The organism is Methylobacterium sp. CB376, assembly GCF_029714205.1.
In the GTDB taxonomy this organism is placed as follows: Bacteria; Pseudomonadota; Alphaproteobacteria; order Rhizobiales; family Beijerinckiaceae; genus Methylobacterium.
Genome location: NZ_CP121648.1, coordinates 5,031,833 through 5,054,588, shown reverse-complemented (window position 1 = coordinate 5,054,588; position 22,756 = coordinate 5,031,833). Strand labels below are relative to the sequence as shown.

23 protein-coding genes are annotated in these 22,756 nt (G+C 73.6%); 12 read left to right on the top strand and 11 right to left on the bottom strand.

Translation table 11 applies throughout. From position 1 onward, the window contains the following. Positions 1-9 precede the first annotated feature (9 nt). Both QA634_RS23185 and QA634_RS23180 read left to right on the top strand, forming a co-directional pair. Positions 10-1,644 carry an ABC transporter substrate-binding protein gene (locus QA634_RS23185; protein WP_012334348.1) on the top strand — a complete coding sequence of 545 codons (1,635 nt, stop codon included), beginning with the start codon at positions 10-12 and terminating at the stop codon, positions 1,642-1,644. Positions 1,645-1,758: 114 nt separating this feature from the next. After that, complete coding sequence (locus QA634_RS23180) at positions 1,759-3,180, top strand: amidase (protein WP_012334347.1); 1,422 nt, start codon at positions 1,759-1,761, stop codon at positions 3,178-3,180. Positions 3,181-3,226: 46 nt separating this feature from the next. On the opposite strand, the gene QA634_RS23175 is transcribed toward QA634_RS23180, so the two are convergent. Then, complete coding sequence (locus QA634_RS23175) at positions 3,227-3,667, bottom strand: low affinity iron permease family protein (protein ID WP_043702628.1); 441 nt, start codon at positions 3,665-3,667, stop codon at positions 3,227-3,229. A gap of 295 nt (positions 3,668-3,962) precedes the next feature. Between QA634_RS23175 and mgtE the strand changes: the two genes are divergently transcribed. Next, positions 3,963-5,333 (top strand): magnesium transporter, encoded by a 1,371-nt coding sequence (mgtE, locus tag QA634_RS23170; RefSeq protein WP_012334345.1) that lies wholly within the window; start codon positions 3,963-3,965, stop codon positions 5,331-5,333. 3 nt (positions 5,334-5,336) lie between these two features. Here the strand turns inward: mgtE and QA634_RS23165 are convergent, their stop codons facing one another. Together QA634_RS23165 and QA634_RS23160 are read right to left on the bottom strand one after the other, a co-directional pair. After that, positions 5,337-5,879, bottom strand: a complete 543-nt coding sequence (locus QA634_RS23165; RefSeq protein WP_012334344.1) for a CoA-binding protein — start codon at positions 5,877-5,879, stop codon at positions 5,337-5,339. Between the two features lie 114 nt (positions 5,880-5,993). Then, positions 5,994-6,776 (bottom strand): enoyl-CoA hydratase, encoded by a 783-nt coding sequence (locus QA634_RS23160; protein ID WP_012334343.1) that lies wholly within the window; start codon positions 6,774-6,776, stop codon positions 5,994-5,996. A 91-nt stretch (positions 6,777-6,867) separates the two neighbouring features. Between QA634_RS23160 and QA634_RS23155 the strand changes: the two genes are divergently transcribed. The 3 genes from QA634_RS23155 (at position 6,868) to rpsI (ending at position 8,434) form a co-directional block, all read left to right on the top strand. After that, positions 6,868-7,305: a PaaI family thioesterase gene (locus QA634_RS23155; RefSeq protein WP_012334342.1), complete on the top strand. Its 438-nt coding sequence runs from the start codon at positions 6,868-6,870 to the stop codon at positions 7,303-7,305. A 177-nt stretch (positions 7,306-7,482) separates the two neighbouring features. Then, positions 7,483-7,944: a 50S ribosomal protein L13 gene (gene rplM / locus QA634_RS23150; protein WP_012334341.1), complete on the top strand. Its 462-nt coding sequence runs from the start codon at positions 7,483-7,485 to the stop codon at positions 7,942-7,944. 1 nt (position 7,945) lies between these two features. Further along, complete coding sequence (rpsI, locus tag QA634_RS23145) at positions 7,946-8,434, top strand: 30S ribosomal protein S9 (RefSeq protein ID WP_012334340.1); 489 nt, start codon at positions 7,946-7,948, stop codon at positions 8,432-8,434. 108 nt (positions 8,435-8,542) lie between these two features. Here rpsI and QA634_RS23140 read toward each other — a convergent pair whose 3' ends face one another. Continuing rightward, the gene (locus QA634_RS23140) at positions 8,543-9,235 is read right to left on the bottom strand and encodes a carbonic anhydrase (protein ID WP_012334339.1); all 693 of its coding nucleotides are present in this window, start codon (positions 9,233-9,235) and stop codon (positions 8,543-8,545) included. A gap of 561 nt (positions 9,236-9,796) precedes the next feature. Between QA634_RS23140 and QA634_RS23135 the strand changes: the two genes are divergently transcribed. After that, positions 9,797-10,552 carry a trypsin-like serine protease gene (locus QA634_RS23135; protein ID WP_012334338.1) on the top strand — a complete coding sequence of 252 codons (756 nt, stop codon included), beginning with the start codon at positions 9,797-9,799 and terminating at the stop codon, positions 10,550-10,552. Between the two features lie 28 nt (positions 10,553-10,580). On the opposite strand, the gene QA634_RS23130 is transcribed toward QA634_RS23135, so the two are convergent. The 5 genes from QA634_RS23130 to QA634_RS23110 all read right to left on the bottom strand — a co-directional run bounded on the left by QA634_RS23130 (position 10,581) and on the right by QA634_RS23110 (position 14,284). Beyond that, on the bottom strand, positions 10,581-11,099 hold the full coding sequence (locus QA634_RS23130; RefSeq protein ID WP_012334337.1) for a prolyl-tRNA synthetase associated domain-containing protein: 519 nt from the start codon (positions 11,097-11,099) through the stop codon (positions 10,581-10,583). After that, the gene (locus QA634_RS23125; RefSeq protein WP_012334336.1) at positions 11,096-12,052 is read right to left on the bottom strand and encodes a threo-3-hydroxy-L-aspartate ammonia-lyase; all 957 of its coding nucleotides are present in this window, start codon (positions 12,050-12,052) and stop codon (positions 11,096-11,098) included. Before QA634_RS23125 ends, QA634_RS23130 begins: the two co-directional genes overlap by 4 nt. After that, a complete protein-coding gene (locus QA634_RS23120) occupies positions 12,052-12,825 on the bottom strand; it encodes an enoyl-CoA hydratase (RefSeq protein WP_012334335.1) in 774 nt (257 codons plus the stop codon). Before QA634_RS23120 ends, QA634_RS23125 begins: the two co-directional genes overlap by 1 nt. A gap of 152 nt (positions 12,826-12,977) precedes the next feature. Next, positions 12,978-13,727, bottom strand: a complete 750-nt coding sequence (locus tag QA634_RS23115; protein ID WP_012334334.1) for a phosphatase PAP2 family protein — start codon at positions 13,725-13,727, stop codon at positions 12,978-12,980. Further along, positions 13,724-14,284, bottom strand: a complete 561-nt coding sequence (locus tag QA634_RS23110) for a 2'-5' RNA ligase family protein (RefSeq protein ID WP_198293050.1) — start codon at positions 14,282-14,284, stop codon at positions 13,724-13,726. The genes QA634_RS23115 and QA634_RS23110 overlap by 4 nt, the downstream gene beginning before the upstream one ends. A gap of 110 nt (positions 14,285-14,394) precedes the next feature. Here QA634_RS23110 and QA634_RS23105 point away from each other — a divergent pair, with 110 nt between their 5' ends. The 5 genes from QA634_RS23105 to QA634_RS23085 all read left to right on the top strand — a co-directional run bounded on the left by QA634_RS23105 (position 14,395) and on the right by QA634_RS23085 (position 19,283). Beyond that, complete coding sequence (locus tag QA634_RS23105; RefSeq protein WP_012334332.1) at positions 14,395-15,318, top strand: alginate O-acetyltransferase AlgX-related protein; 924 nt, start codon at positions 14,395-14,397, stop codon at positions 15,316-15,318. Positions 15,319-15,363: 45 nt separating this feature from the next. After that, positions 15,364-16,350 carry a glutathione S-transferase family protein gene (locus QA634_RS23100; protein ID WP_012334331.1) on the top strand — a complete coding sequence of 329 codons (987 nt, stop codon included), beginning with the start codon at positions 15,364-15,366 and terminating at the stop codon, positions 16,348-16,350. A 182-nt stretch (positions 16,351-16,532) separates the two neighbouring features. Continuing rightward, a complete protein-coding gene (locus tag QA634_RS23095) occupies positions 16,533-16,748 on the top strand; it encodes a ferredoxin (protein ID WP_012334330.1) in 216 nt (71 codons plus the stop codon). Beyond that, positions 16,741-18,024, top strand: coding sequence for an NAD(P)/FAD-dependent oxidoreductase (locus QA634_RS23090; protein ID WP_012334329.1), 1,284 nt, complete (start codon positions 16,741-16,743; stop codon positions 18,022-18,024). Before QA634_RS23095 ends, QA634_RS23090 begins: the two co-directional genes overlap by 8 nt. A 5-nt stretch (positions 18,025-18,029) precedes the next feature. Further along, a complete protein-coding gene (locus QA634_RS23085; RefSeq protein WP_012334328.1) occupies positions 18,030-19,283 on the top strand; it encodes a cytochrome P450 in 1,254 nt (417 codons plus the stop codon). Between the two features lie 314 nt (positions 19,284-19,597). Here QA634_RS23085 and QA634_RS23080 read toward each other — a convergent pair whose 3' ends face one another. Beyond that, complete coding sequence (locus QA634_RS23080; RefSeq protein ID WP_012334327.1) at positions 19,598-21,343, bottom strand: patatin-like phospholipase family protein; 1,746 nt, start codon at positions 21,341-21,343, stop codon at positions 19,598-19,600. Between the two features lie 87 nt (positions 21,344-21,430). Further along, positions 21,431-22,612 (bottom strand): DUF3095 domain-containing protein, encoded by a 1,182-nt coding sequence (locus QA634_RS23075; protein ID WP_012334326.1) that lies wholly within the window; start codon positions 22,610-22,612, stop codon positions 21,431-21,433. Between the last annotated feature and the right edge of the window lie 144 nt (positions 22,613-22,756).

Here is a 22,756-nt window from a genome sequence, read left to right as displayed (position 1 = left end):
ATCGCCCCGATGACCCCGCCCCGCCTCCCGTCCCTGCCGGTCCCGACCCGAGCGGCGCCGGCCGCCGCGGCCCTGATCGGCCTCCTCGCCGGCGCGGCGCCGGCCGGCGCCGAGAGCGTCCTGCGCATCGCCATGACGGCCGCCGACGTGCCGACCGCGACCGGCATGCCCAACAACGGCTTCGAGGGCATGCGCTTCCTCGGCTACCCGGTCTTCGAGGGGCTGGTGCTGTGGGACCTCTCCCGCACCGACCGGCTCGCCACCCTGCGGCCGGGCTTGGCGGAACGCTACGAGCAATCGCCCGAGGACAAGCGGACCTGGATCTTCCACCTGCGCCGGGGCGTGACCTTCCACGACGGCACCCCCTTCGACGCCGACGCGGTGATCTGGAACCTCGACCGCTACTTCAAGCCCGACAGCCCGCACTACGAGCCGCCCGCCGCCGGCATCTCCCGGGCCCGGGTGCCGCTCCTCGACTCCTACCGGAAGCTCGACGCCGACACGGTCGCCATCACCACGACCACGCCCGCCTCCTACTTCCCCTACATGGTGGTCTACCTGCTGTTCACCTCGCCGGCCTCGTTCGAGAGGGCGGGGCGGGACTGGGCCAAGGTCGCCGCCCTGCCGGCGGCCGGCACCGGGCCGTTCCGCATCGTCAAGGTGACGCCCCGCGAGGCGGTCGAGCTGCAGCGCCACGACGGCTACTGGGATGCGGAGAACCGGGCGAAGCTCGACCGGGTGCGGCTGATGCCGATCCCCGAGGCGAATGCCCGCATCGCCGCCCTCCGCGCCGGCCAGGTCGACTGGATCGAGGCGCCCGCGCCGGACGGCATTCCCTCGCTCAAGCAGGCGGGGTTCACCATCACCACCGGCTCCTACCCGCATGTCTGGCCGTGGTTCTTCAACATCGGGGCGGCGAACAGCCCGCTCAAGGACGTGCGGGTGCGCCAAGCCCTCAATTACTGCATCGACCGGGAGGCCCTGGTCGGCTTCCTGAACGGCACCGCCGAGCCCTCGGTCGGCTGGCTGAAGGCGAGCGACCCGAATTTCGGCGCCCCCGCCCACCGCTACCGGCTCGATCCGGAGAAGGGCAAGGCGCTGCTCGCGGAAGCCGGCTACGCGGCCGGGAAGCCGCTCGCCCTCAAGGTGATGATCTCGACCTCGGGCTCCGGGCAGATGCAGCCGCTGCCCATGAACGAGTTCCTGCAGGAGAACCTCAAGCAGACCTGCAACGTCGACGTCACGTTCCAGGTGGTGGAGTGGCAGGTGCTGCTGAACGCGGCCCGCGCCACCCCGGACGCGCCCGCGCTCCAGGGCGCGACGGCGCTCAACATCAGCTCGCCCTCCTCGGATGCCGGGATCATGGCGCGCTACTTCTCGTCGGCGAGTTTTTCCCCGAAGGGCTTCAACTTCGAGCAGTGGAAGGACGAGGCCTTCGATGCCGCCCTCGCTACCCTGGCGGAGGCGACCGACCCGGCCGCGATCGCGGCGGCGACCCGGACGGCGCATGAGCGCCTCGTCGACAACCCGCCCTGGCTCTACATCGTGCACGACCTCAACGCCCGCGCCATGTCGCCCAAGCTGCGGGGCTTCGTCTCGCCCCAATCCTGGTTCGTCGACCTCACGCGCGTGAGCCTGCCCTGAGCGGGATTGCCGCAGGCAATTCCGCTCAGGCTCTCGATCCCGCCTCATTCCCGCCGCCGAAGCGGTCACCGCTTCGGCGGCAGGAACGATGCCCAGCCCCGGGAGACGCCCCCGATGACCGACGCCCTCCCGACCGACGCCCTCCCGCGCGAGACCGATCCCGCCCTGATGTCGGCCGCGAGCCTCGCCCGGGCGATCGCGGCGCGGCGCCTCTCCCCCGTCGACGCGGTCGAGGCGCTGCTCGCCCGGATCGACCGGCTGGAGCCGCGGCTGCACGCCTTCGTGGAGGTCTACGCGGCGGATGCGCGCCTCGCCGCGGAGGGCGCCGAGCGGGCAATCCGCTCCGGCCACGCCGTGGGTCCGCTCCACGGCGTGCCGGTCGCCCTCAAGGACCTGATCGACGTCGAGGGACGAATCTCGACCGGCGGCTCGATGACCCGGCGGGTCCAGCGCGCCACCGCCTCCGCCACGGTCGCGAAGCGGATGATCGCGCAGGGCATGATCCTGCTCGGCAAGACCCACACGGTGGAATTCGCCTTCGGGGGCTGGGGCACCAACCAGCACATGGGCACGCCGCTCAATCCCTGGGACCCGGCGCGCCCGCGCGTTCCGGGCGGGTCGAGCAGCGGCTCGGGCGTGGCGGTGGCGAGCCGGATGGCGCCCTGGGCGATCGGCACCGATACCGGCGGCTCCGTGCGGCTGCCGGCCTCCTTCTGCGGCATCACCGGGCTGAAGGTCACGGTCGGGCGCGTCAGCACGGCGGGCGTGCTGCCCCTCTCGACCACGCTCGACACGCCCGGCCCGATGGCGCGCAGCGTCGAGGACGTGGCCCTGCTCTACAACGTGCTCCAGGGCCCCGACCCCCTCGACCCCAACACCCGGGGCGTGGTGCCGGTCGATCCCCTGCCCGGCCTGGAGCGCGGCGTCCGCGGGATGCGGCTCGGCCGGATGCCCGCCGCCGAGCGGGAGGGCTGCGCCCCCGAGATGCTGGCCGCCTACGACCGCGCCCTCGACCTCGTCGACCGGCTCGGGGCCGAGATCGTCGACACCCGCCTGCCGTTCCGCTTCGTCGACTTCGTCAACGCCGCGGCGATCGTCAACGCCGAGGCCTACTTCCACAACGGCGCGATCGCGGAGGATTTCGCCGCGCCCCTCGACGAGGACGTGCGCGCCCGCATCCTGTCGGGCGCCTCGGTCTCGGCGCGGGATTACCTGCGCACGCGGCGCCTGCAGCAGGACATGAAGCGCGCCTTCGACCGGGCGATGGCGGGGCTCGACGCCCTGCTGACGCCGACCACCGAGACCGCGGCCATCCCGCTCGACGCGGTCGACCAGGCGGTTGTCCCCTCGCGCTTCACCCGCTTCGGCAATTTCCTCGAACTCTGCGCCCTCGCCCTGCCGTGCGGCTTCACCGCGGAGGGGCTGCCGCTCTCCCTGCAGATCGCCTGCCGCGGCTACGAGGAGGCGACGGCCCTGCGGATCGGGCAGGCCTACCAGCAGGCCACGGACTGGCACGGGCGGCTGCCGCCGCTCTGATCCGGCGCCCCGGAGGTCGGTCCGGAGCCCGGGTGAGCCCCGCCGCTCAGCTCCCGACGACCCGGGCGGCGGCGCGCGCCGCCTTGGCGTTGGCGGCGCCCTGCGCCGCATCGGCGGCCTCGGCGGCGCGGGCGCTCTTGGCCCGCGCCTCGCAGCGCGCCCGCAGGGAGTCGAGCTCCTCCTCGGTCAGGTGCTCGATCCCGATATAGACGTTCTGCGCCGCGCTCGCGCGGATCAGCTCGTCGAGCTTCGCCTGGATCGCGGCGCCGTCCCGGTTCTGAGTATTCTGGATCAGGAACACCATCAGGAAGGTGATGATGGTGGTGCCTGTGTTGATGATCAGCTGCCACGTATCGGAGTAGTGGAAGAACGGGCCGCTGACCGCCCAGATGAGGATGATCGCGATGCTGAGCGCGAAGGTGACGGGCTTGCCCGCCGCCCTGGCGACGGCGGCCGCGAAGTCCGAGAAGCTGCGGCGCGGCGCCATGCGAAGCTCCAGCGTGAGGCGGGCGAGAAGGGGGATCGTGGTGCCCGCGAGCCCCTTCAAAAGCATTCACCGCGCCCACGGTTCCGCCCCTTGACGCCGGGCGCGACGAGGCGCAGGGAACATTCAGCCTGCGCCCGCATCTCGCGCCGCGGGCTCATCCCGAGAACCCCCACCCCATGCCGAGCGACAGTCACAGTCGACCGACCGTGCCGTTCCCGAGCCATCGGCTGACCGCTCGCGCCTGAGCGGCTCACCGCGACCGGCCCGGAACGGCTGGTCGACAGGAAGGTGAGCCATGATCGATACCCTGAGCCTCGACGGGACCGTCGAGCCGGCGGCGCTGGCCGCCCGCCTCTCCGACGAGAGGGCCCCCGACATCGTCGAGGCCCTGAACGAGGAGGCGCCCGAGGTCGCCGCCGCGATCCTGCTGGGCCTGCCCCACGACCGGGCCGTCGAGGTACTGGACCAGCCCGAGCTCTCCTGCGCGGCGGACATCATCGAGATGCTGCCCCGCGACCGGGTCGCGTCCTACCTCAGCGCGATGTCGGCCGACCGGGTGACCGACCTGCTCCTGGAGATCGAGGAGCCGGGCCTGTCGGACCTGCGCGCCCGCCTCGACGCGGAGACCCGGGGCGCCGTCGACAAGCTGATGGCCTATCCGGAGGAGAGCGTCGGCTCGATCATGACGACGGAATTCGTCTCGGTCCCGGCGACCTGGACGATCCGGCGGACGCTGGAGCACATCCGCGAGGTCGAGCGCACCCGCGAGACCGTCTACTCGATCTTCGTGCTCGATCCGCGCACGCGGGCGCTCACCAAGGCGGTGCCCCTGCGGCGCCTGCTCTCGGGGGAGCCGGGCGACAACATCCTGTCGGTGGCCCCCGCGCGGCGCCCGATCGTGGTCAGCGCCGATGCCAGCCGCGACGAGGCGGCGCGCCTGATCTCGAAATACGACCTCCTGGCGATCCCGGTGGTCGACGAGTCGAACCACGTCATCGGCATCGTCACGGTGGACGACGTCATCGACGCCATGGTGCAGCGCCAGACCGAGCAGGTGCAGCGCTTCGGCGGCATGGAGGCGCTCGACGAGCCCTACATGGACATCTCGTTCTGGCAGATGATCCGCAAGCGGGCCGGCTGGCTCTGCGTGCTGTTCCTGTCCGAGATGCTGACCGCCAGCGCCATGCAGGGCTTCGAGGGCGAATTGGAGAAGGCGATCGTCCTGACCCTGTTCATCCCGCTGATCATGAGTTCGGGCGGCAATTCCGGCTCGCAGGCGACCTCGCTGCTGATCCGGGCCCTCGCCCTGCATCAGCTGAAGCTCGGCGACTGGTGGCGGGTCGCCCTGCGCGAGATCCCGGCCGGGATCACGCTCGGCGCGATACTCGGGCTGATCGGCATCGTGCGGATTTTCATCTGGCAGAAGACCGGGCTCTACGATTACGGCGAGCACTGGGTGCTGGTCGCCCTGACGGTCGGCACGGCGCTGATCGGCATCGTGCTGTTCGGCTCGCTCGCCGGCTCGATGCTGCCCTTCATCCTGCAGCGCCTCGGCTTCGACCCGGCGACGGCCTCGGCGCCGTTCGTGGCGACCCTCGTCGACGTGTCGGGCCTCGTGATCTACTTCACGGTGGCGCTGGTGATCCTGAGGGGCACCCTGCTGTGAGGCTCAGCGCTGCTCGATCGTGAGCTTCTGGAACCCCTTGGGCGAGAGCTTCGGCTTCTTCGCGCTGAGGATCCGGGAGTTCACCCCGGTCCAGCCGATCTCGCCCGAGAGCCGGCCGTACTCGATCTTCGGGCAGCGGTTCATCACGACGGTGACGCCGCGCGCCTCCGCCCTGGCGGCGGCCTCGTCGTTGCGCACGCCGAGCTGCATCCAGATCACCTTGGGCAGCGGGTCGAGGGCCAGGGCCTCGTCGACCAGGGGGCCGGCGGCCTCGGAATTGCGGAAGATCTCCACCATGTCGACGGGACGCCCCAGCTCCGCCAGGCGCCCGACCGCGCGCCGGCCGAGGAGATCCTGCCCGGCGAGGCCCGGATTGACCGGGACGACGTCGTAGCCGCGCTCCAGCAGGTACTTGGTGACGATCCAGCTCGGCCGGGCCGGGTTGGCCGAGGCGCCCACGAGGGCGATCGAGCGCACCGCGCGCAGCAGGCCGCGCAGGTGCTCGGTGTCGTAATCGTCGTGGCGGGCGGGGTCGGAGAGGGGCATCGTGTTCCGGTGCGGCGGCTGGTGGGACCTCGCGGCGTCATACGACATCCGACGGATTGCGTCGCCATCTCCCATTTCGGCAATGCGGATGTCGGCTTCGCTCACGCGCCGCCCTCACCCCTTGCGCGCGAGGAAGGCGGCGATCCCCTCCTCCGCCGCGCGGGCCAGCATGTTCTCGGTCATCACCCGGCCGGCATGGGCGTAGGCCTCCGCGAGCGGCATCTCGATCTGCTCGTAGAAGGCCCGTTTCCCGACCCGCACCGTGTAGGGGCTGCGCGCCGCGATCCCGCGCGCGAGCGCCTCGGCCTCCGCCAGCGCGGTCCCGGCGGGCACCACCCGGTTGACGAGGCCGAGATCCCGGGCCTCGGCCGCCTCGACCATCTCGGCGGTCAGCAGCATCGCCATCGCGGCCTTGCGCGACAGGTTGCGCGACAGCGCCACCATCGGGGTCGAGCAGAACAGGCCGATCTGCACGCCGGGCGTCGCGAAGCGCGCCGCCTCGCCGGCCACGGCGAGGTCGCAGGAGGCGACCAGCTGGGCGCCCGCCGCCGTCGCCACCCCCTCCACCGCCGCGATCACCGGTTGCGGCAGGCGCGGGATCGCCATCATCACCTGCGAGCAGAGGTCGAACAGGGCCGCGAACCGCGCCGCGCCCCGGTCCGGCTCGGCCCGGAAGGCCGTCATCTCCTTGAGGTCGTGGCCGGCGCAGAAGGCCGGCCCCTCGGCGGCCAGGACCACCGCCCGGATCGCCTCGTCCTCGCCGAGCGCCGCCAGGGCGTCCAGCAGGGCGCCGAGCAGCGCCTGCGACAGGGCGTTGCGGGCCCGCGGCCGGTTGAGCGTCAGGGTCGCGACGCCGTCCCGGTCGCGGCGCGTGAGCAGGGATGCGGTCTCGTCCATGGCGGCGGAAGGGCTCCTCGTCCGGAGCCCCATTGTCGGGCGGCCCGGCCCGTGCTGCAAGGCGGGCCCCTCCCCGACGGATCCGGAGCCGATGCCGACCGAACCCGTGATGAGCCGCGAGGCCGTGATCGCCTACCTCGACGAGGTGTTTCCGCAGATCCATCACGGCGGCCCCGGCCCGGTGGTGGAGGCGGTGGGCCCGCTCACGGCCAGCCTGCGCCTGCCCTATCACGAGCGCCACCTGCGGCCCGGCGGCACGATCTCGGGACCGGCCATGATGGCGCTCGCCGACCTCGCCCTCTACGCGGCGATCCTGGCGAGCCTCGGCCCGGTCGCCCTCGCGGTCACCACGAACCTGTCCTTCAACTTCATGCGCAAGCCCGCGCCGCGCGACCTGATCGGCGAGGCGCGGCTGATGAAGCTCGGCCGCCAGCTGGCGGTCGGCGAGGTGCTGATCCGCAGCGCGGGCGAGCCGGACCTCGTCTGCCACGCCACCGGCACCTACGCCATCCCGCCGCGGCGAGACTAGCGGTATCGCGCTACCACAAGCGCCAAGCGCTTTGTCCGATTGGATATTTTCCGCAGTGCTCCCCGGCGAAAGCGATTGACGGGCGCCCCCTCCTCGCGTACACACCCGGCCATCGCCGCCGCGCCCCTCGCGTGGCGGCGTCCTGTTTCTGAAGAAAGTTCTCGGGATTCCAGCGCGATGAAGACCTTTTCGCTGAAGCCCGCCGACGTCGAGAAGAAGTGGGTGATCATCGACGCCGAGGGCCTCGTCGTAGGCCGTCTCGCGTCGATCGTCGCGATGCGTCTGCGGGGCAAGCACAAGCCCCAGTATACGCCCCACGTCGATTGCGGCGACAACGTGATCGTGATCAATGCGGACAAGGTGAAGTTCACCGGCCGCAAGTACGATCAGAAAGTCTACTACCACCACACCGGCTTCCCGGGCGGCATCAAGGAGCGCTCGGCGAAGTACATCCTCGAGGGCCGGTTCCCCGAGCGCGTGGTCGAGAAGGCGGTAGAGCGCATGCTGCCGCGCGGCCCGCTGTTCCGGAGGATTCTCGGCAACCTGCGGGTCTACAAGGGCTCGGAGCACCCCCACGCCGCCCAGCAGCCGGAGACGCTCGACGTCGCCGCTCTCAACCGCAAGAACGTGAGCGCGTAAGATGGCGACCCTTCAGTCCCTCGCCGATCTCGGCCAGGCCAACAAGGCGGCCCTCGGGACCGCCGAGAACGAGGCCCCGGTCCACGTCCAGAAGCTGGACGCCCACGGCCGCGCCTACGCCACCGGCAAGCGCAAGGACGCGGTCGCCCGCGTCTGGATCAAGCCCGGCTCCGGCGTGATCACGGTCAACGACCGCCCGGTCGAGACCTACTTCGCCCGCCCGGTGCTGCGGATGATCCTGCAGCAGCCGCTCCAGGTCGCCAACCGCGCCGACCAGTACGACATCGTCGTCACGGTCACCGGCGGCGGCCTCTCGGGCCAGGCCGGCGCGGTGCGCCACGGCCTCGCCAAGGCCCTGACCCACTACGAGCCGGAGCTGCGCTCGCCCCTCAAGCGTGAGGGCTTCCTGACCCGCGACCCGCGCGTGGTCGAGCGCAAGAAGTACGGCCGCAAGAAGGCCCGCCGCAGCTTCCAGTTCTCGAAGCGCTGAGGGCGTCGCGCATCCGCGCGACTTCGCCGGCACGACATCGTCGGCAGGGGCGGCCCGGAGAACCGGGCCGCCCTTCTCTTTGGCGGCTGCTCAGCCGCGCCGCGCCGCTCATTCGGCGGCCCGGGGCATGTCCGCCGCGGCGCGGGCCTCGGGCGCCTCGGCGACCGGCATGTCGGCATCGCCCGCGAAGGGCAGGAAGCGCTGGGCCTCGCCGTCATAGGCCAGGATCTCGCCCGTCTCGATGGCGAAGAACCAGCCGTGCAGGCGCAGCTCCCCCTTGGCCATCGCCGCGGCGACGCTCGGATGGGTGCGCAGGTGCGTGAGCTGCGCCACCACGTTCTCCATGGCGAGCGCGCGCAGGCGGGTGGCCGGGTCGATGTCCGGCGGGTAGGCCTCGCAGACGATCCGCTCGGCCGCGCAGGAATGGCGCAGCCACGCGGCCACGCTCGGCATGGCGTCGAGCGCGTTGGGTTGCATCAGCCCCTTCATCGCGCCGCAATCCGAGTGGCCGCAGACCACGATGTCGCGCACGCCGAGCGCCACCACCGCGTACTCGATCGCCGAGGAGACGCCGCCATTCTGCTGCGTGAAGGGCGGCACGATGTTGCCGGCGTTGCGGCAGACGAAGAGCTCGCCCGGCTCGGCCTGGGTGATGTGCTCGGGCGCGACGCGGGAATCCGCGCAGGCGATGATCAGCGCCTTCGGCTGCTGCCCGTCGCGCACGAGGCGCTGGTACATCTGCTGCTGCCCCGGGAAGACCCGCTCGCGGAAGGTCGAGATGCCCTGAATGATCGTGTCCATGACGAGATCCTCGCTGTCGGGAGATGCGGGAGTGTCCGGCGCGGCGCGGCCGGCGGGGTGCCCCGGCATGCGGGGGGCCGCGCGCAACTCTGCGTCAAGGGCCCGGTCGGACCGCCGGTTCGGTGCGCGGGTCCGGGGCCAGGTCCGCTGCCGGGCGGTCGGATGCCGCGTGGTCGGCACGGACCGCCCGCCTGCCCGGCCGCTGCCCCGCCCGCGCCTCGGCCCGCGGCGGCGCGGCACGCGCCGCGTCTGCCCTTGGGTTCCATCGTTCCACAACGATTGTCTCCACGCAATCATCCTCTTGTCGTCTGATTTCGCGATGAAACAACGCTCTGTTGCACCGCGATTTCAGAGATAGGACAGAGCTCATCTATCGCCACGTGCGAAAACGCACCCGGATGACCTGATATTTTAATCCCGCGGCGGAGCGGCGCAGGCTGCCGGGGCATGGGCCCGGCTCGCGCCGCGGGGGCGCCGGCCCAAGCAGAGGTGGCCCATTCGGCGAATGATGCTTAGGGTCGATCCGACGGGATGCCGCATCGAAGCTCCGGAGCTGTCGCCATGGGCCGCTGGCCGCGCCTCCTCACCCGCGCCGCGCCGTGGCTGCTCGGGCTCGCGGGGGGCCTGGCCGGCACCCTTCCGGCGCGGGCGATCGAGGGCGGCGCCCCGGCGCGAGCGCGCGACGCCCTGGCCCGCGCCACGGTGGCGCTGGGCACCGTCAACCAGTCGGGCGACGACATCCAGGTCACCCGCTGCTCCGGGGTCCTGATCGCGCGGGACCTCGTCCTCACGGCGGCGCACTGCATCGGCGAGAGCCCGCTCGGCGCCGTGGTGGTGTTCTACCGCGGCAGCGACCCGGTCGGGCCGGTCTACCGGGCGGCGGCGGTGTCGCGCTTCGCGGTCGACCGCGACGGGGCGGAGGCCGGGGACCTCGGCATCAACCTCGCGGCCCTCTCCCTCGACATCGCGGTGGTGCGCCTCGCCCGGCCGGTGCGCGACCGCGCGCCGGTGGCGGTCGGCCGGCCCGTGCGCCGCCTGCCCGGGCGGCTCGTCCTCGCCGGGGTCGGCCTCTCGGGCGGCGCGCCGGGGACGCTGAAGACCGCGCGCCTCACGCCCCTGGCGATGACCGCGACCGGCCTCACCTTCGCGCGCAGCGAGGGCGCCCAGGTCTGCATCGGCGATTCGGGCGGGCCGGTGGTGACGGCGGGCGGCGGGCGGCTGTGGGGCGTGGCGAGCGCGGTCATCACCGCGACGCCGCCCTGCGGCAGCCTCGTGGTGATCGCCCCCGCGGGCGCGCGCCTCGCCCGGGGGCCGTGAGGCGGGAGGCGCCCGCCCGGGGCCCCGCCTAAAGCGGGTCTCCCTCGGGCGCCGGCAGCGCCATCACCCGCGGCGGGTGGCCGGTCGCCTCCAGGAAGCGGATCAGGTCGCCGGGCGCGATCGCGGTCGTCGCCGCGTTGTGGAGCGGGTGGACATTCACCGGGTCCCGCGCCATCAGCGCGGCGTCGAGGACGACGCTCACCGCGCCCGCGCGGTCGTTGATCACCCCGAAGGGCGTGACCGAGCCGGGCTTGACGCCCAGCACCGCCTCCAGGAGCTCGGCCGAGCCGAAGGAGAGCCGGCCCGTCGCCCCGATCACCCCGTGCAGCCGCTTGAGATCGATCGCCGCCTCGGCCTCGGCCACCACCAGGAACAGCCGCCCGCGCTTGTCCTTGAGGAACAGGTTCTTGGAATGCCCGCCCGGCATCCCGGCCTTGAGGTCGCGGGATTCCGCCACCGTGTGCACGGGCCGGTGCGCGACCGTGCGCACCGGGATGCCGAGATCGGCCAGGTAGGCGAACAGGTCGTCCGGGCCGGCGGCCGTCATGCGGCGAGGAAGCGGGCGAGGGCCGCCGGATCCACGTTGCCCCCCGAGAGCACCACGCCGACGCGCTTGCCGGCGACCGGCACCACGCCCTCGAACGCCGCCGCCGCCGCGAGGCAGCCGGTCGGCTCGACCACGAGCTTCATCCGCTCCACGAAGAAGCGCATCGCCGCCACGAGCTGCGCGTCCGAGACGGTGACGAGCCCGGTCACCTCCCGGCGGATGATCGGGAAGGTGTGCGCGCCCAGATGCGTGGTGAGCGCCCCGTCGGCGACCGAGACCGGGACCGGGATGCGCACGACCTCGCCCTTGGCGAGCGACATCTGCCCGTCATTGCCGGCCTCCGGCTCGACGCCGTAGACGGCGCAATCCGGCGCCAGGGCGCGGGCCGAGAGCAGCGAGCCCGCGAGCAGCCCACCGCCGCCCAGGCAGACCAGGAGCACGTCGAGGGGCCCCGTCTCCTCCAGGAGCTCCTTCACGGCGGTGCCCTGGCCGGCGATCACCTCCGGGTGGTCGTAGGGCGGGATCAGCGTGAGGCCGCGCGCCTCGGCGATCCCGCGGCTCACCGCCTCGCGATCCTCCTTGTAGCGGTCGTAGCGCACGATCTCGGCGCCGTAGCCCGCCGTCGCCGCGACCTTGATGGCCGGCGCGTCGTGCGGCATCACGATCACGGTCGGGACGTTCTGCAGCGCCCCCGCATAGGCGATGGCCTGCGCGTGGTTGCCCGACGAGAAGGCCAGCACGCCGCGCCGCCGCGCCGCCGCGTCGAGGGCCGCGATGGCGTTGTAGGCGCCGCGGAACTTGAAGGCGCCGGCGCGCTGCAGCGGCTCCGCCTTGAAGAACAGGCGGGCGCCCGTGCGCTGGTCGGCCGTGCGCGAGGTGAGGACGGGCGTGCGGTGGGCGACGCCGTCGAGGCGGTGCGCGGCGGCCTCGACCTGCGCGAAGGTGATGGTCATCAGCGGTGCTCGAAGTTGGGGTTGCGCTTCTCCAGGAAGGCGGCCATGCCCTCCTTCTGGTCGGCGGTGGCGAAGAGGCCGTAGAACACGCCGCGCTCGTAGCGCACGCCCTCGCTCAGGCTCGTCTCGAAGGCGCGGTCCACGCAGGCCTTCACGGTCATGACGGAGGGCAGCGACATCGCCGCGATGGTCTCGGCGGTCTTCCAGGCCTCGGCGAGGAGGTCGGCGGCCGGCACGATCCGGGCGACGAGGCCGGACCTCTCCGCCTCCGCGGCGTCCATCAGGCGCCCGGTCAGGCAGAGCTCCATCGCCTTGGCCTTGCCCACCGCCCGGGTCAGGCGCTGCGTGCCGCCCGCTCCCGGGATGACCCCGAGCTTGATCTCCGGCTGGCCGAACTTCGCGGTCTCGGCCGCCAGGATGAAGTCGCACATCATGGCGAGTTCGCAGCCGCCGCCGAGGGCGTAGCCGGCCACCGCCGCGATGATCGGCTTGCGCCGCCGGCCGACCCTGTCCCACTCGCCGAACGGATCCGCCATGGCGAATTCCGGATGGGTGCGGTCGCGCATCTCGGCGATGTCGGCGCCGGCCGCGAAGGCCTTCTCGGAGCCGGTCAGGATGATGCAGCCGATCCCGTCATCGCGGTCGAAGCCGTCGAGGGCGTGGTTGAGATCGGCCACCAGCGGCCCGCAGAGGGCGTTGAGCTGCGCGGGCCGGTGCAGCGTGATGAGGGCGACCCGCCCGCGCGTCTCGACCCGGATGTTCTCGTACTCCATCCCGTCTCTCTCCGTTCGGCTCGTCTCCTGGCGAAGCCGAATCGCACGCCGCAATTCCGCTTAGCCCCTTGTTCTCGCATGATTTTTCGCCACCGAACCGGTGACCCCTTCGGCGAATGATGCTTAGAAGAGCCGGGCCGCCGCCGCAAGGCTCAGGCGGGCGGCGGCGGATCGGGCGCCTCGACCACGTGCCGGCGCTGGAGCTGCAGCGCGACGAACCAGCAGAGGGAGGCCCAGGCGGCGCCGATGCACCAGCCGGCGAGCACGTCGCTCGGCCAGTGCACCCCGAGATAGACCCGGCTGATCCCGACGAGCAGCGTCGTCGCGACCCCGAGCGCGAGCACGAAGGCCTTGACCCGCCGGCCCTGCGAGATCCGGGCGAGCAGGATCGCCAGGGTCAGGTAGGCGATCGCCGAGAGCATGGCGTGGCCGCTCGGGAAGCTCGCCGTGAAGGTCTCCATCCCGTGCGGGACGAGGTCCGGGCGCGGGCGCCGGAAGACCAGCTTGAGCATCGTCGAGAGCAGCTCGCCGCCCCCGACCGCGGCGAGGACGAACAGGGCCGCCCGCCAGCGCCGCGTGCCGGCGAGGTAGAGCGCCACGCAGGCGGTGACGTAGACGATGCCGAAGACGCTGCCGAAGGCGGTGATGTCCCGCATCGTCTCGGGCAGCCAGTGGGGGCCGATCGGCTGGGCGGGGTCGCCGGGCCGGCGCAGGGCCAGCAGCAGCCGCTCGTCGAGCGCCTTGGTGTCGCCCTCCGAGACCTCCCCGGCCAGCTTGAAGAAGCCGAAGCCGAACAGGCTGACGGCGAGCAGCGAGGCGAGCGGGCCGACCTCGTTGAGCCGCAGCCGCCGCCACAGGACGGCGCCGCCGCGCAGGGGGATTCGGTCGAGCGCGCGCGTCATCGGGGCGAGGCCTCCGCGAAGGGGAAGCGGCCCCGCGCCTCCCAGGGCCCGCCGAGGTAGCGCCAGAGCAGCAGGCCGGTTCCGGTGACGCGGAAGGGAGCGAAGTCCGCGGCGAGGCGCGCATGCAGCGCCCGCGCCGCCTCGGGCGCCACCTTGTTCTGGATCGTCACGTGCGGGCGGAAGCCCTGGCGGTCCTGCGCGGTGAGCCAGGGCGCGAAGGCCCGGGCGAGGCGCGCGCGCAGGGCCGCCACCGCGGGCGCGTCGAGCGCGTAGGCGACGCCGCGGCCCGTGAAGCGCAGGCCCGTCACCGCGACCGCGGCCGGGGCCTCCTCCCGCGCCGCGCCCGCCAGGGTCTCGACGATGCCGCGCTCCTCCTCCCCGGGCAGGTGGTGGAACAGGGTGACGTGGGCCGGGATGCGGTTGAGGGCGGCCGGGAAATGGGTGCGGCGCTCGGCGTCGAAGCGCCCGAAGGCGGCCTCGTCGAGGTCCAGGGTGAGGATGAGGGGCGCGTGCTCCATGCGCGAGGCGAGATGGCGCGGCGGGCCGGGCTTGTCCATCCCGCCGGCCGCGCTGCGCGGGCGCATCCCGCGCTGTTCGGGCGCGTGCCGCGCTGTTCAGGCGCGTGCCGCGCTATTCAGGCGCGGCCGGGGAAGCTACAGCGGCGCGCATGACGAGAAACCGCGATGGCGTCCATGTCGGGCGGGACGGGTGGCTCTTCCTCACCGGAGGCACCAACCGGGTCCTGGCGCAGTACCGGGCGACCCTCCCGAATGCCTGGCTGCTGTGGCGCTGGCGCCGGCTGATCGAGCGGCGCAGCGCCCGCGCGGCGGCGCTCGGCCTGCGCTACCACCACGTCGTCATCCCCGAGAAGCTCAGCATCTACGAGGACCGGCTCGACGGGATCGCCCTCGATCCGGCCCTGTCGCCGGCCCGGCGCCTCGGGGCGCGGCTCGCCCGCTCGCGGGCGGCCGGCGCCTGGATCGACCTCGTCGGCCCGATGCGGGCGGCCCGGGCGGGCGAGCGCCCGCTCTTCCTGCGCACCGACACGCACTGGACCGAGCGCGGCTGCCAGCTCGCCTACGCGGAGATCATGCGGGGCCTCGCCGCCGCGCCGCGGGCCGACCTGGCCGCGCGGCCCTACCGCGAGACGGAGGCGGTGCTCGACCTGGGCGGGAAGCTGCCGGACCGGCCGCGCGAGGTCGCCCGCATGGTCGAGTACCTGCGCGACGCGCGCCGGGTCGGGGCCAACAGCCTGGTCGAGACCTTCGAGGCGCAGGGCCGGGCGATGGACCTCCACGTCGGCGCCCGGGTGGTGTTCCGGAACGACAGCCCCCTGGCCGATCCCCGCTGCCTCGTGCTGTTCGGGGATTCCTGCGCGCATTTCGGCACGTTCTTCCTCACCGGGCTCCTCGCCGAGAGCTTTCGCGAGGTGCATTTCCTGTGGTCCGCGAGCGTGGATTGGGGTTACGTCGCGCGGGTACGCCCGCACCTGCTCCTCGTCGAGATGGCCGAGCGCTTCCTGTACCGCGTGCCGGACGACCGCTTCGACGTCGAGGCCTATGCGAGGCGCAAGCTCGCCGGGCGGGCGTGAGAGCCGCGGGAGCGGGCACCGTCGAGAATCATCCGGGAGATCGGCATGGGGCTGCTCGTCAACGGCGTCTGGCAGGATCGCTGGTACGACACGAAGGAGACCGGCGGGCGCTTCGTGCGCAAGGACTCCGCCTTCCGCAACTGGGTGACGGCGGACGGCGCGCCCGGCCCCACCGGCACCGGCGGCTTCCGGGCCGAGCCCGGGCGCTACCACCTCTACGTCTCCCTCGCCTGCCCCTGGGCGCACCGCACGCTGATCGTGCGCGCCCTGAAGGGGCTGGAGCAGGCGATCTCGGTCGCGGTCGTCGATCCGCTGATGGGCGCCGAGGGCTGGGTCTTCGGCGATTCGCCCGGGGCCGGGCCCGACACCGTGAACGGGGCCGCGCGCCTGTCCGAGATCTACGTCATGGCCGATCCGCACTACACGGGGCGGGTCACCGTCCCGGTCCTGTGGGACCGGGAGCGCCGCACGATCGTGTCGAACGAATCGGCCGAGATCATCCGGATGCTGAACCGCGCCTTCGACGGCGCGGGCGCGCGCGGCCCGGACCTCTGCCCGGACGCCCTGCGGGAGGCGATCGACGCCCTCAACGCCCGCGTCTACGACCGGGTCAACAACGGGGTCTACAAGGCGGGCTTCGCCACCAGCCAGGCGGCCTACGCGGAGGCGGTGACGGCCCTGTTCGAGGAACTCGACGCCCTGGACGCGCGGCTCGACCGCGGTCGGTTCCTGTTCGGCCCGACGCTGACGGAGGCGGATATCCGGCTCTTCACCACGCTCGTCCGCTTCGACCCGGTCTATGTCGGGCACTTCAAGTGCAACCTGCGGCGGATCGCGGATTATCCCAACCTCGCGCCCTACCTGCGCGACCTCTACCAGCATCCGGCGATCCGCCCGACCGTGGACCTGACCCACATCAAGCGCCACTATTACGAGAGCCACGCCAGCATCAACCCGACCGGGATCGTCCCGCTGGGCCCGATCCTCGATTACGACGCGCCGCACGGGCGGGCTGAGCGCTTCGCGGCCTGACGGCCGCCTCGCCGGTTCGTAACCTTTGCGGCGGCGCGGCGAATTGGCCCGTGCGAGAACCGCCCGGCCCGGTCGCGGCGTTGTCGGCGGGGCCATGTTGCGCCGCGGCGAACCCGCGCGGGCGGGCCCGGGACACGGACCGGCGCCGGCACCGGCGGAGCCGGCAGGAGGTGAAGGAGCCCATGCGCGTCGTCGTCGACCTCAATCGCTGCCAAGCCTACGCCCAGTGCTGCTTCGCGGCGCCCGAGAGCTTCGCCCTGCACGGGCCGGAGGTGCTGGTCTACGACGCGGCGCCCCCGCCGGAGCGCCGCCGGGAGATCGAGCGGGCGGTCCAGGCCTGCCCGGTCCGGGCGATCCTGCTGGAGGTCGAGCCCGAGGAGGCGGGATCCCATGGCTGACCGGGACCGCATCCTCGTCGTCGGCGCCTCGCTGGCGGGCCTGCGCGGCGCCGAGGCCCTGCGGCGGCACGGCCATGCCGGGCCGATCACGCTCGTCGGCGACGAGCCCTACCCGCCCTACGACCGCCCGCCCCTCTCGAAGCGGGTGCTCACCGGGGAGGCGCGGGCCGACCGCATCGCCCTGCCCTCGCGGCCCGGCCTCGACCTGACCTGGCGGCTCGGTACGGCGGCGGTCGGCCTCGACCTCGCAGCCCGCGAGGTCGCCCTGGCGACGGGCGAGCGCCTGCCCTTCGACCGTCTCCTGATCGCGACGGGCACGCGGGCGCGCCCCTGGCCGAACGCCGCGGAGGCCGCCCTGGCCGGTGTCCACAGCGTGCGCAACCGCGACGATTCCGAGCGCCTGCGCGGCGCGCTGGCGGCGGCGCCGCGGCGCGTCCTGATCATCGGGGCGGGCTTCATCGGCTGCGAGGCGGCCTCGGCCTGCCGGTCGATCGGGCTACCCGTCACGCTGGCCGACCCGAACCCGACGCCGCTCGCCTCGGTGCTCGGCACCCGGATCGGCGCCGCCGTGGCCGCGATGCTGCGCGAGGCCGGGGTCGATTACCGTCCTTCGACCCGCGTCGAGGCCCTGGAGTCGGACGGCGAGGGCCGCGTGCGGGGCGCCCGCCTCGTCGGCGGCGGCACCGTCGCCGCGCCGGTCGTCATCGTGGCGCTCGGGGCGCTGCGCAACACCGAGTGGCTCGCCGGCTCGGGGCTGGCAGCGGATGCGGGCGGCGTCGCCTGCGACGGCCAGTGCCGCGTCCTCGACCGCGACGGCCGCGCGGTCGAGGGGATCGCGGCGGCGGGCGACGTGGCGCGCTTCCCCCACCCCCTGTTCGAGGACGGCCCCGTCGCCCTCGAACATTGGGGCCACGCGGTCGCGCAGGCCGAGCACGCCGCCCGCACGCTGCTCGGGCAGGCCGGCGCCCCCTACGCCGAGATCCCGGCCTTCTGGTCGAGCCAGTTCGACGTGAACATCAAGTCGGTGGGCCTCACCAACGGCGCCGACAGCGTGGCGGTGACGCAGGGCGATTTCGGCGCGCGGCGCTTCGTGGCGGTCTACGGCCGGAATGGCCGCACCGTCGCGGCGGTGTCGTTCGACCAGACCCGCTGGCTGCCCGCCTACGCGGGCCGGATCGAGGCCCGCGCCGCTTTCCCGCCGATCCTCGGGGCGACGGACCAGGGTCGCGTCGCCCCCGCCGATCCCGGTTTTCCCGCAAGTCCGGCGCGAGGCTGACGACGATGCCCGACCCGACCCTCTTCGCCGCGGTCAAGGACCCGGCCAACCGCCCGAACCCCTACCCGCTCTACGCGCGGCTGCGCGAGGCGCCGGTGGCGCTCCAGGACGACGGCACCTACGTGGTCACCACCCACGCGGCCCTGCGGGCCCTGCTGTTCGACCCGCGCATCAGCTCGGAGGACCTGCCCTCCACCTCGCACCCGCGCACCGGCAACCCGTTCAAGGACTGGATCATCAACCCGTTCAAGGACCACGTCCGCACCAAGCACCGGCCCTTCATCTTCCGCGATCCGCCCGACCACGACGTGCTGCGGCGGCACGTGATGCGCGAGTTCACGCCCGAGCGGATCCGGGCCATGCACGGCCGGGTCGACGGACTGGTGGCCGACCTCCTCGACCGGCGCCGGGACGCGCGCGCGATCGACCTCGTGGACGACTTCTCCTACCCGCTCCCGGTCACGGTGATCTGCGAGCTCCTCGGGGTGCCGCCGGAGGACGAGGGCCGGTTCCACGGCTGGGCGACGCAGCTCGCCACCGCCCTCGAGCCCGACGCGCGCCAGGACGAGGCGGCGCTCGGCCGGAACATCGAGACCTTCGACGCGATCGCCGCCTACATGCAGGATCTGATCAAGGACAAGCGGCGCCACCCGAAGGACGACCTGCTCACCGGGCTCGCGACCCGCGAGGATCCGCAGGCCGGCCGGATGGGGGATTACGACCTGATCGCGACCTCGATCCTGCTGCTGATCGCCGGCCACGAGACGACCGTGAACTTGATCACCAACGGCATGCTGACGCTGCTGCGCTTCCCCGCGCAGCTGGAGCGCCTGCGCGCCGAGCCCGAGATCGCCCCGCGGCTGATCGAGGAATTGCTGCGCTACGAGCCGCCGGTCCATTTCCGGACCCGCAAGGCCCTGGCCGAGATCGAGCTCGCCGGGACGACGATCCCGGCGGGGGCGCCGGTGGTGCTGCTCTTCGCCTCCGGCAGCCGCGACCCGGCCCGCTTCGCCGATCCCGACCGGTTCGACCCGGACCGGGAGGACAACCAGCATTTCGGGTTCGGCGGCAGCCTGCATTTCTGCGTCGGCGCCCCGCTGGCGCGGCTGGAGGCGGAGGCGGCGCTGGTCGCCCTGGCGCGGCGGCTGCGCAACCCGCGCCTCCTCGACGACCCGCCGCCCTATCGGCCGGGCGCGTCGCTGCGGGGGCCGGAGCACCTGCGCCTCGCCATCGACGGCGTGTCGCCGCCCGACGCATGACGCCTCGCGGCGCCGCCGCGCGGGTGAGGAGCGGGAGAAACTCCGCGCACCATGGCACGGCCGGGCTCAGGCGGCCTCCCTGATGATCGAGCCCGATCGCCGCGAGGCGCACCGTCTTCGGCAGAAGGTGCGTCCCGCTCTCGTGGTCGCGCCACGTCGCAGGCTGACCCCGAGCGCCGCGGCGGCTTCGGCCTGGGAGAGGTTCGGGTTTCGCGACCGCCGCCATGACCGCAGCCATGACCGCAGCCATGACCGCAGCCACGCGGCGCCCTGCCGCCGCGCAGCCCGGGGACCGGCGGCCCGAGGCCCCGCGATCACCCGGCGCGCCCCGCCGCCCAGCCCTCCAGGGCGCCCTCCTCCAGCTTGGCGCGGGCGTGCCGGTAGCCGATCTCGGCCACGGCCGCGTAGCTGCGCCACGCGCGCAGGTCGATGCCGGCGAGGGGCGGCTGCAGGAAGGCCGTCGCCCGGCCCCGCGCCATCGCCGCCGAGGCGTCGCTCGACACGGTGGCGGCCCGCAGCAGGATCTGGGCGATGCCCGGCATCGCGAAGGGCACCCCGAGGGCGCGGCGCACCAGCCGGGAGCGGAACGGGCGCTCGGGCATGGTGGCGAGGGCGAGGTCGCTCGCCACGTCGACCGCCAGCACGGTGCCGCGGCGCAGGCCCGCCATCAGATCGGCCGGCAGGTTGTTCATCACGCCCCCGTCCACCAGCACGCCCTCCGGGTGGAGGACCGGCGGCAGCAGGCCCGGGACCGCGATGCTGGCGCGCAGGGCCGTCACGAGCGGCCCCGCCCGGTGGATCATCGCCGCGCCGGTGGTCAGGTTCGAGGAGACGCAGAAGTAGGGCAGCCAGAGATCCTCGATCCGCGCCTCGCCGAAATGCTGGGCGAGGCGGCGGTCCACCTTCGCGCCGCGGGTGAGGGCGGTGATCGGCAGCGTGTAGTCGTTGAGGGGCGAGCTCGCCACGAAGGCCGCCACCGTGTGGGCGCCGATCTCCTCCAGGTCCCAGCCCATGGCGAGGCTGGCGGCCACCACCGCGCCCATGCTGGTCCCGGCCACGAGGTCGACCGCGTGGCCGGCCTCGGTGAGCGCCCGGATCACGCCGAGATGCGCGAAGCCGCGCGCCCCGCCCCCGCCGAGCACGAGCCCCCGGGCGCGCCCTCCGGCGAGCCGGGCGACCCGGGCGAGGTCGGCGGCGTTCCCGGCCCGGGCCTGGAGGCGGAGCTCCACCGGCAGCGCCGCCAGCGCCGGGTCGAGCGGGCCGGGCCGCTGCGCGTCGGCGGGGTTGAGGACGACGAGGTCCTGGTGGGTCCAGCCCTGCATCGGCATGGTGATCCGACCCGAGAAGGCCGCGCCGGGCCGGCGCCCGGGCGCGGCCAGCAGCAGGACGTGGTCGGCCCGCCGCAGGCAGAGATTGGCCCAGCCCGAGCCCGGCGCCTCGGCCGCGTAGACGACCTGGTCCTGCGCGGTCTCCAGGGCGTGGAACCAGGTCTCGTCCGCGTCGTCGGGCCAGGCGGTGAGCAGGGCCGAGCGCCCGGGCAGGGCCGCCGCGAAGCCCCGCGCGAAGGCCGGCACGTCGACGCCCTCGGTCACGCCGATCACCGCGAAGGTCATCGGCGTCGTCGCCACCGGCGTGCAGGCCGAGGCGCTGCGCAGCCGCGAGGCCAGGAGCCGGGCGAAGTAGAGCATCGTCGCCGGGTGGCGGGCGACGAGGTCGTCGAAGGCGCGCTTCGACAATCGCAGCAGGGCGGAATCGCGCAGCACCGTCGCGGTGGCCGAGCGCGGCTCGCCGGAGAGGAGGGCCATCTCGCCCACGGTCTCGGGCGGGCGCACGCGGGCGACGGGCCGCGCCTCCCCCGTGAGGGGGTCGCGCGCCGAGATCCCGATCGCCCCCGAGACGAGGGCGTAGAGCGCGTCGGCGGGCGCGTCCTGCTCGAACAGCACCGCGCCGCCCGGCACCGCGATCGGCTCCAGGCGCGCGCGCACGGCGGCGGCGGTGACGGGGTCGAGGGGGCCGAGGAACGGGATCTCCGGCGGGCGCACGTCGGCCACGATGTCCATCGGCTCCTCCCCGGTCCCGGCTCCGCCCGCAGGCGTCGCCCGCGGGCCGTCCCGTCCGCCGATCCGGACACATATCGGGCGGCCCGCTCAGGCGGCGAGCTTCGCCTTCAGGGCCTGGGCGGCGCGGGCGTAGCCGCCCCCGTCGCCGTCGATGAAGTGGACGTGGTCGCTCGCGCTCGGCACCGGGGTGATGCAGGTCGTCAGGGCGGCGTCCTGGCGGTGCAGCCCGAAGACGACGAGGCCGGCCGCCTCCGCGGCGGCGAGCCTCGCCTCGATCGCCGCCGCGACGGCCTCGTCGCAGTCGAGCGTCATGCGCAGGCCGTCGTCGTATTTCTGGAAATCGGCGTTGCCGACGAGTTCATGCAGGTAGCGGTCGGGCGAGAAGCCGCCGACCGGGATGCGGAAGCGGAACAGGAGATGGGCCGCCAGGGTGTGCAGGCCGAGGCGCAGGCGGCCGAGCAGGCGCGGCCCCGCGCGGGCGCGGACCTCGTGGGCGAGCCCGGCGGGGGGCCAGCGCAGGGGCGGTCCCCCGTCCGGCAGGGGGCGCCCCATGGCGGGAGCGGCCGCCACGATCCGCAGCACGTCGCCGATCACCGCCCGCAGGGCGGCGGGATCGGCCCCGGGCCGGCCGACGACGAGGACCGACAGGATGAGCCCGTGGCGCGCCCGGGCCGGCGAGAAGCGGCAGGAGAGGCCGGTCAGGTCCGGCCGCTCCCCCGCGGCCGGCGGCACGGCGTGGCGCCCCGCCTTGAGCGCCTGCTCGGCGAAGGCGAGCCCGCCCCCGGTCATCATCGCGTAGGCGACGTGCGGCGAGGGCGCGTAGCGGCCGACCCGCAGGTCGAACCCGGCCTCGCGGATCGCCGCGACCGGCACCAGGGCGGCGCGCAGGGTGAGATCCAGCTCGGCCGCGACCCAGGCCACGGTGGCGGCGAGCGCCCGGCGGGCCGCCTCGACCTCCTCCGGGGCGAGCAGCAGCGTCGCCCCGTCCCCGCCGAACACGAAGGGCAGGTCGCGCCCGCCGAGGGCGTTGCGCACGGCCGCGATGGCGGCCGCGCCCGCGAAATTCACCGCCTTGTAGCGGCCCACCGCGATGGCGGCCGTCGAATCGACCACGTCCGTGAGCGCGACCCACCACGAATCCGGCACCGGCCGGTAGGCCGCCTCGTCGAGGACGTTCTGGAAGTCGGTGATCGGCGCGATCGCCTCGTAGCGGAACGCGGCCCGCTCCGCGTCGCGCTCCGGTTCCCCGCTCGCCCGCTCCGCCCGCATGGCAGGCCCTCCGCTCGGGCGCCGTCTAGCACGGGTCGGCCCGGCGCGCAGCGTCGCCGGGACCGGGCTGTCCGCGGCACCTCCGCGGCGACGGCGCGGAGGCATTCCGCCGAGGTGCCGTGCGGCCGATCCGACGCAGCGTCA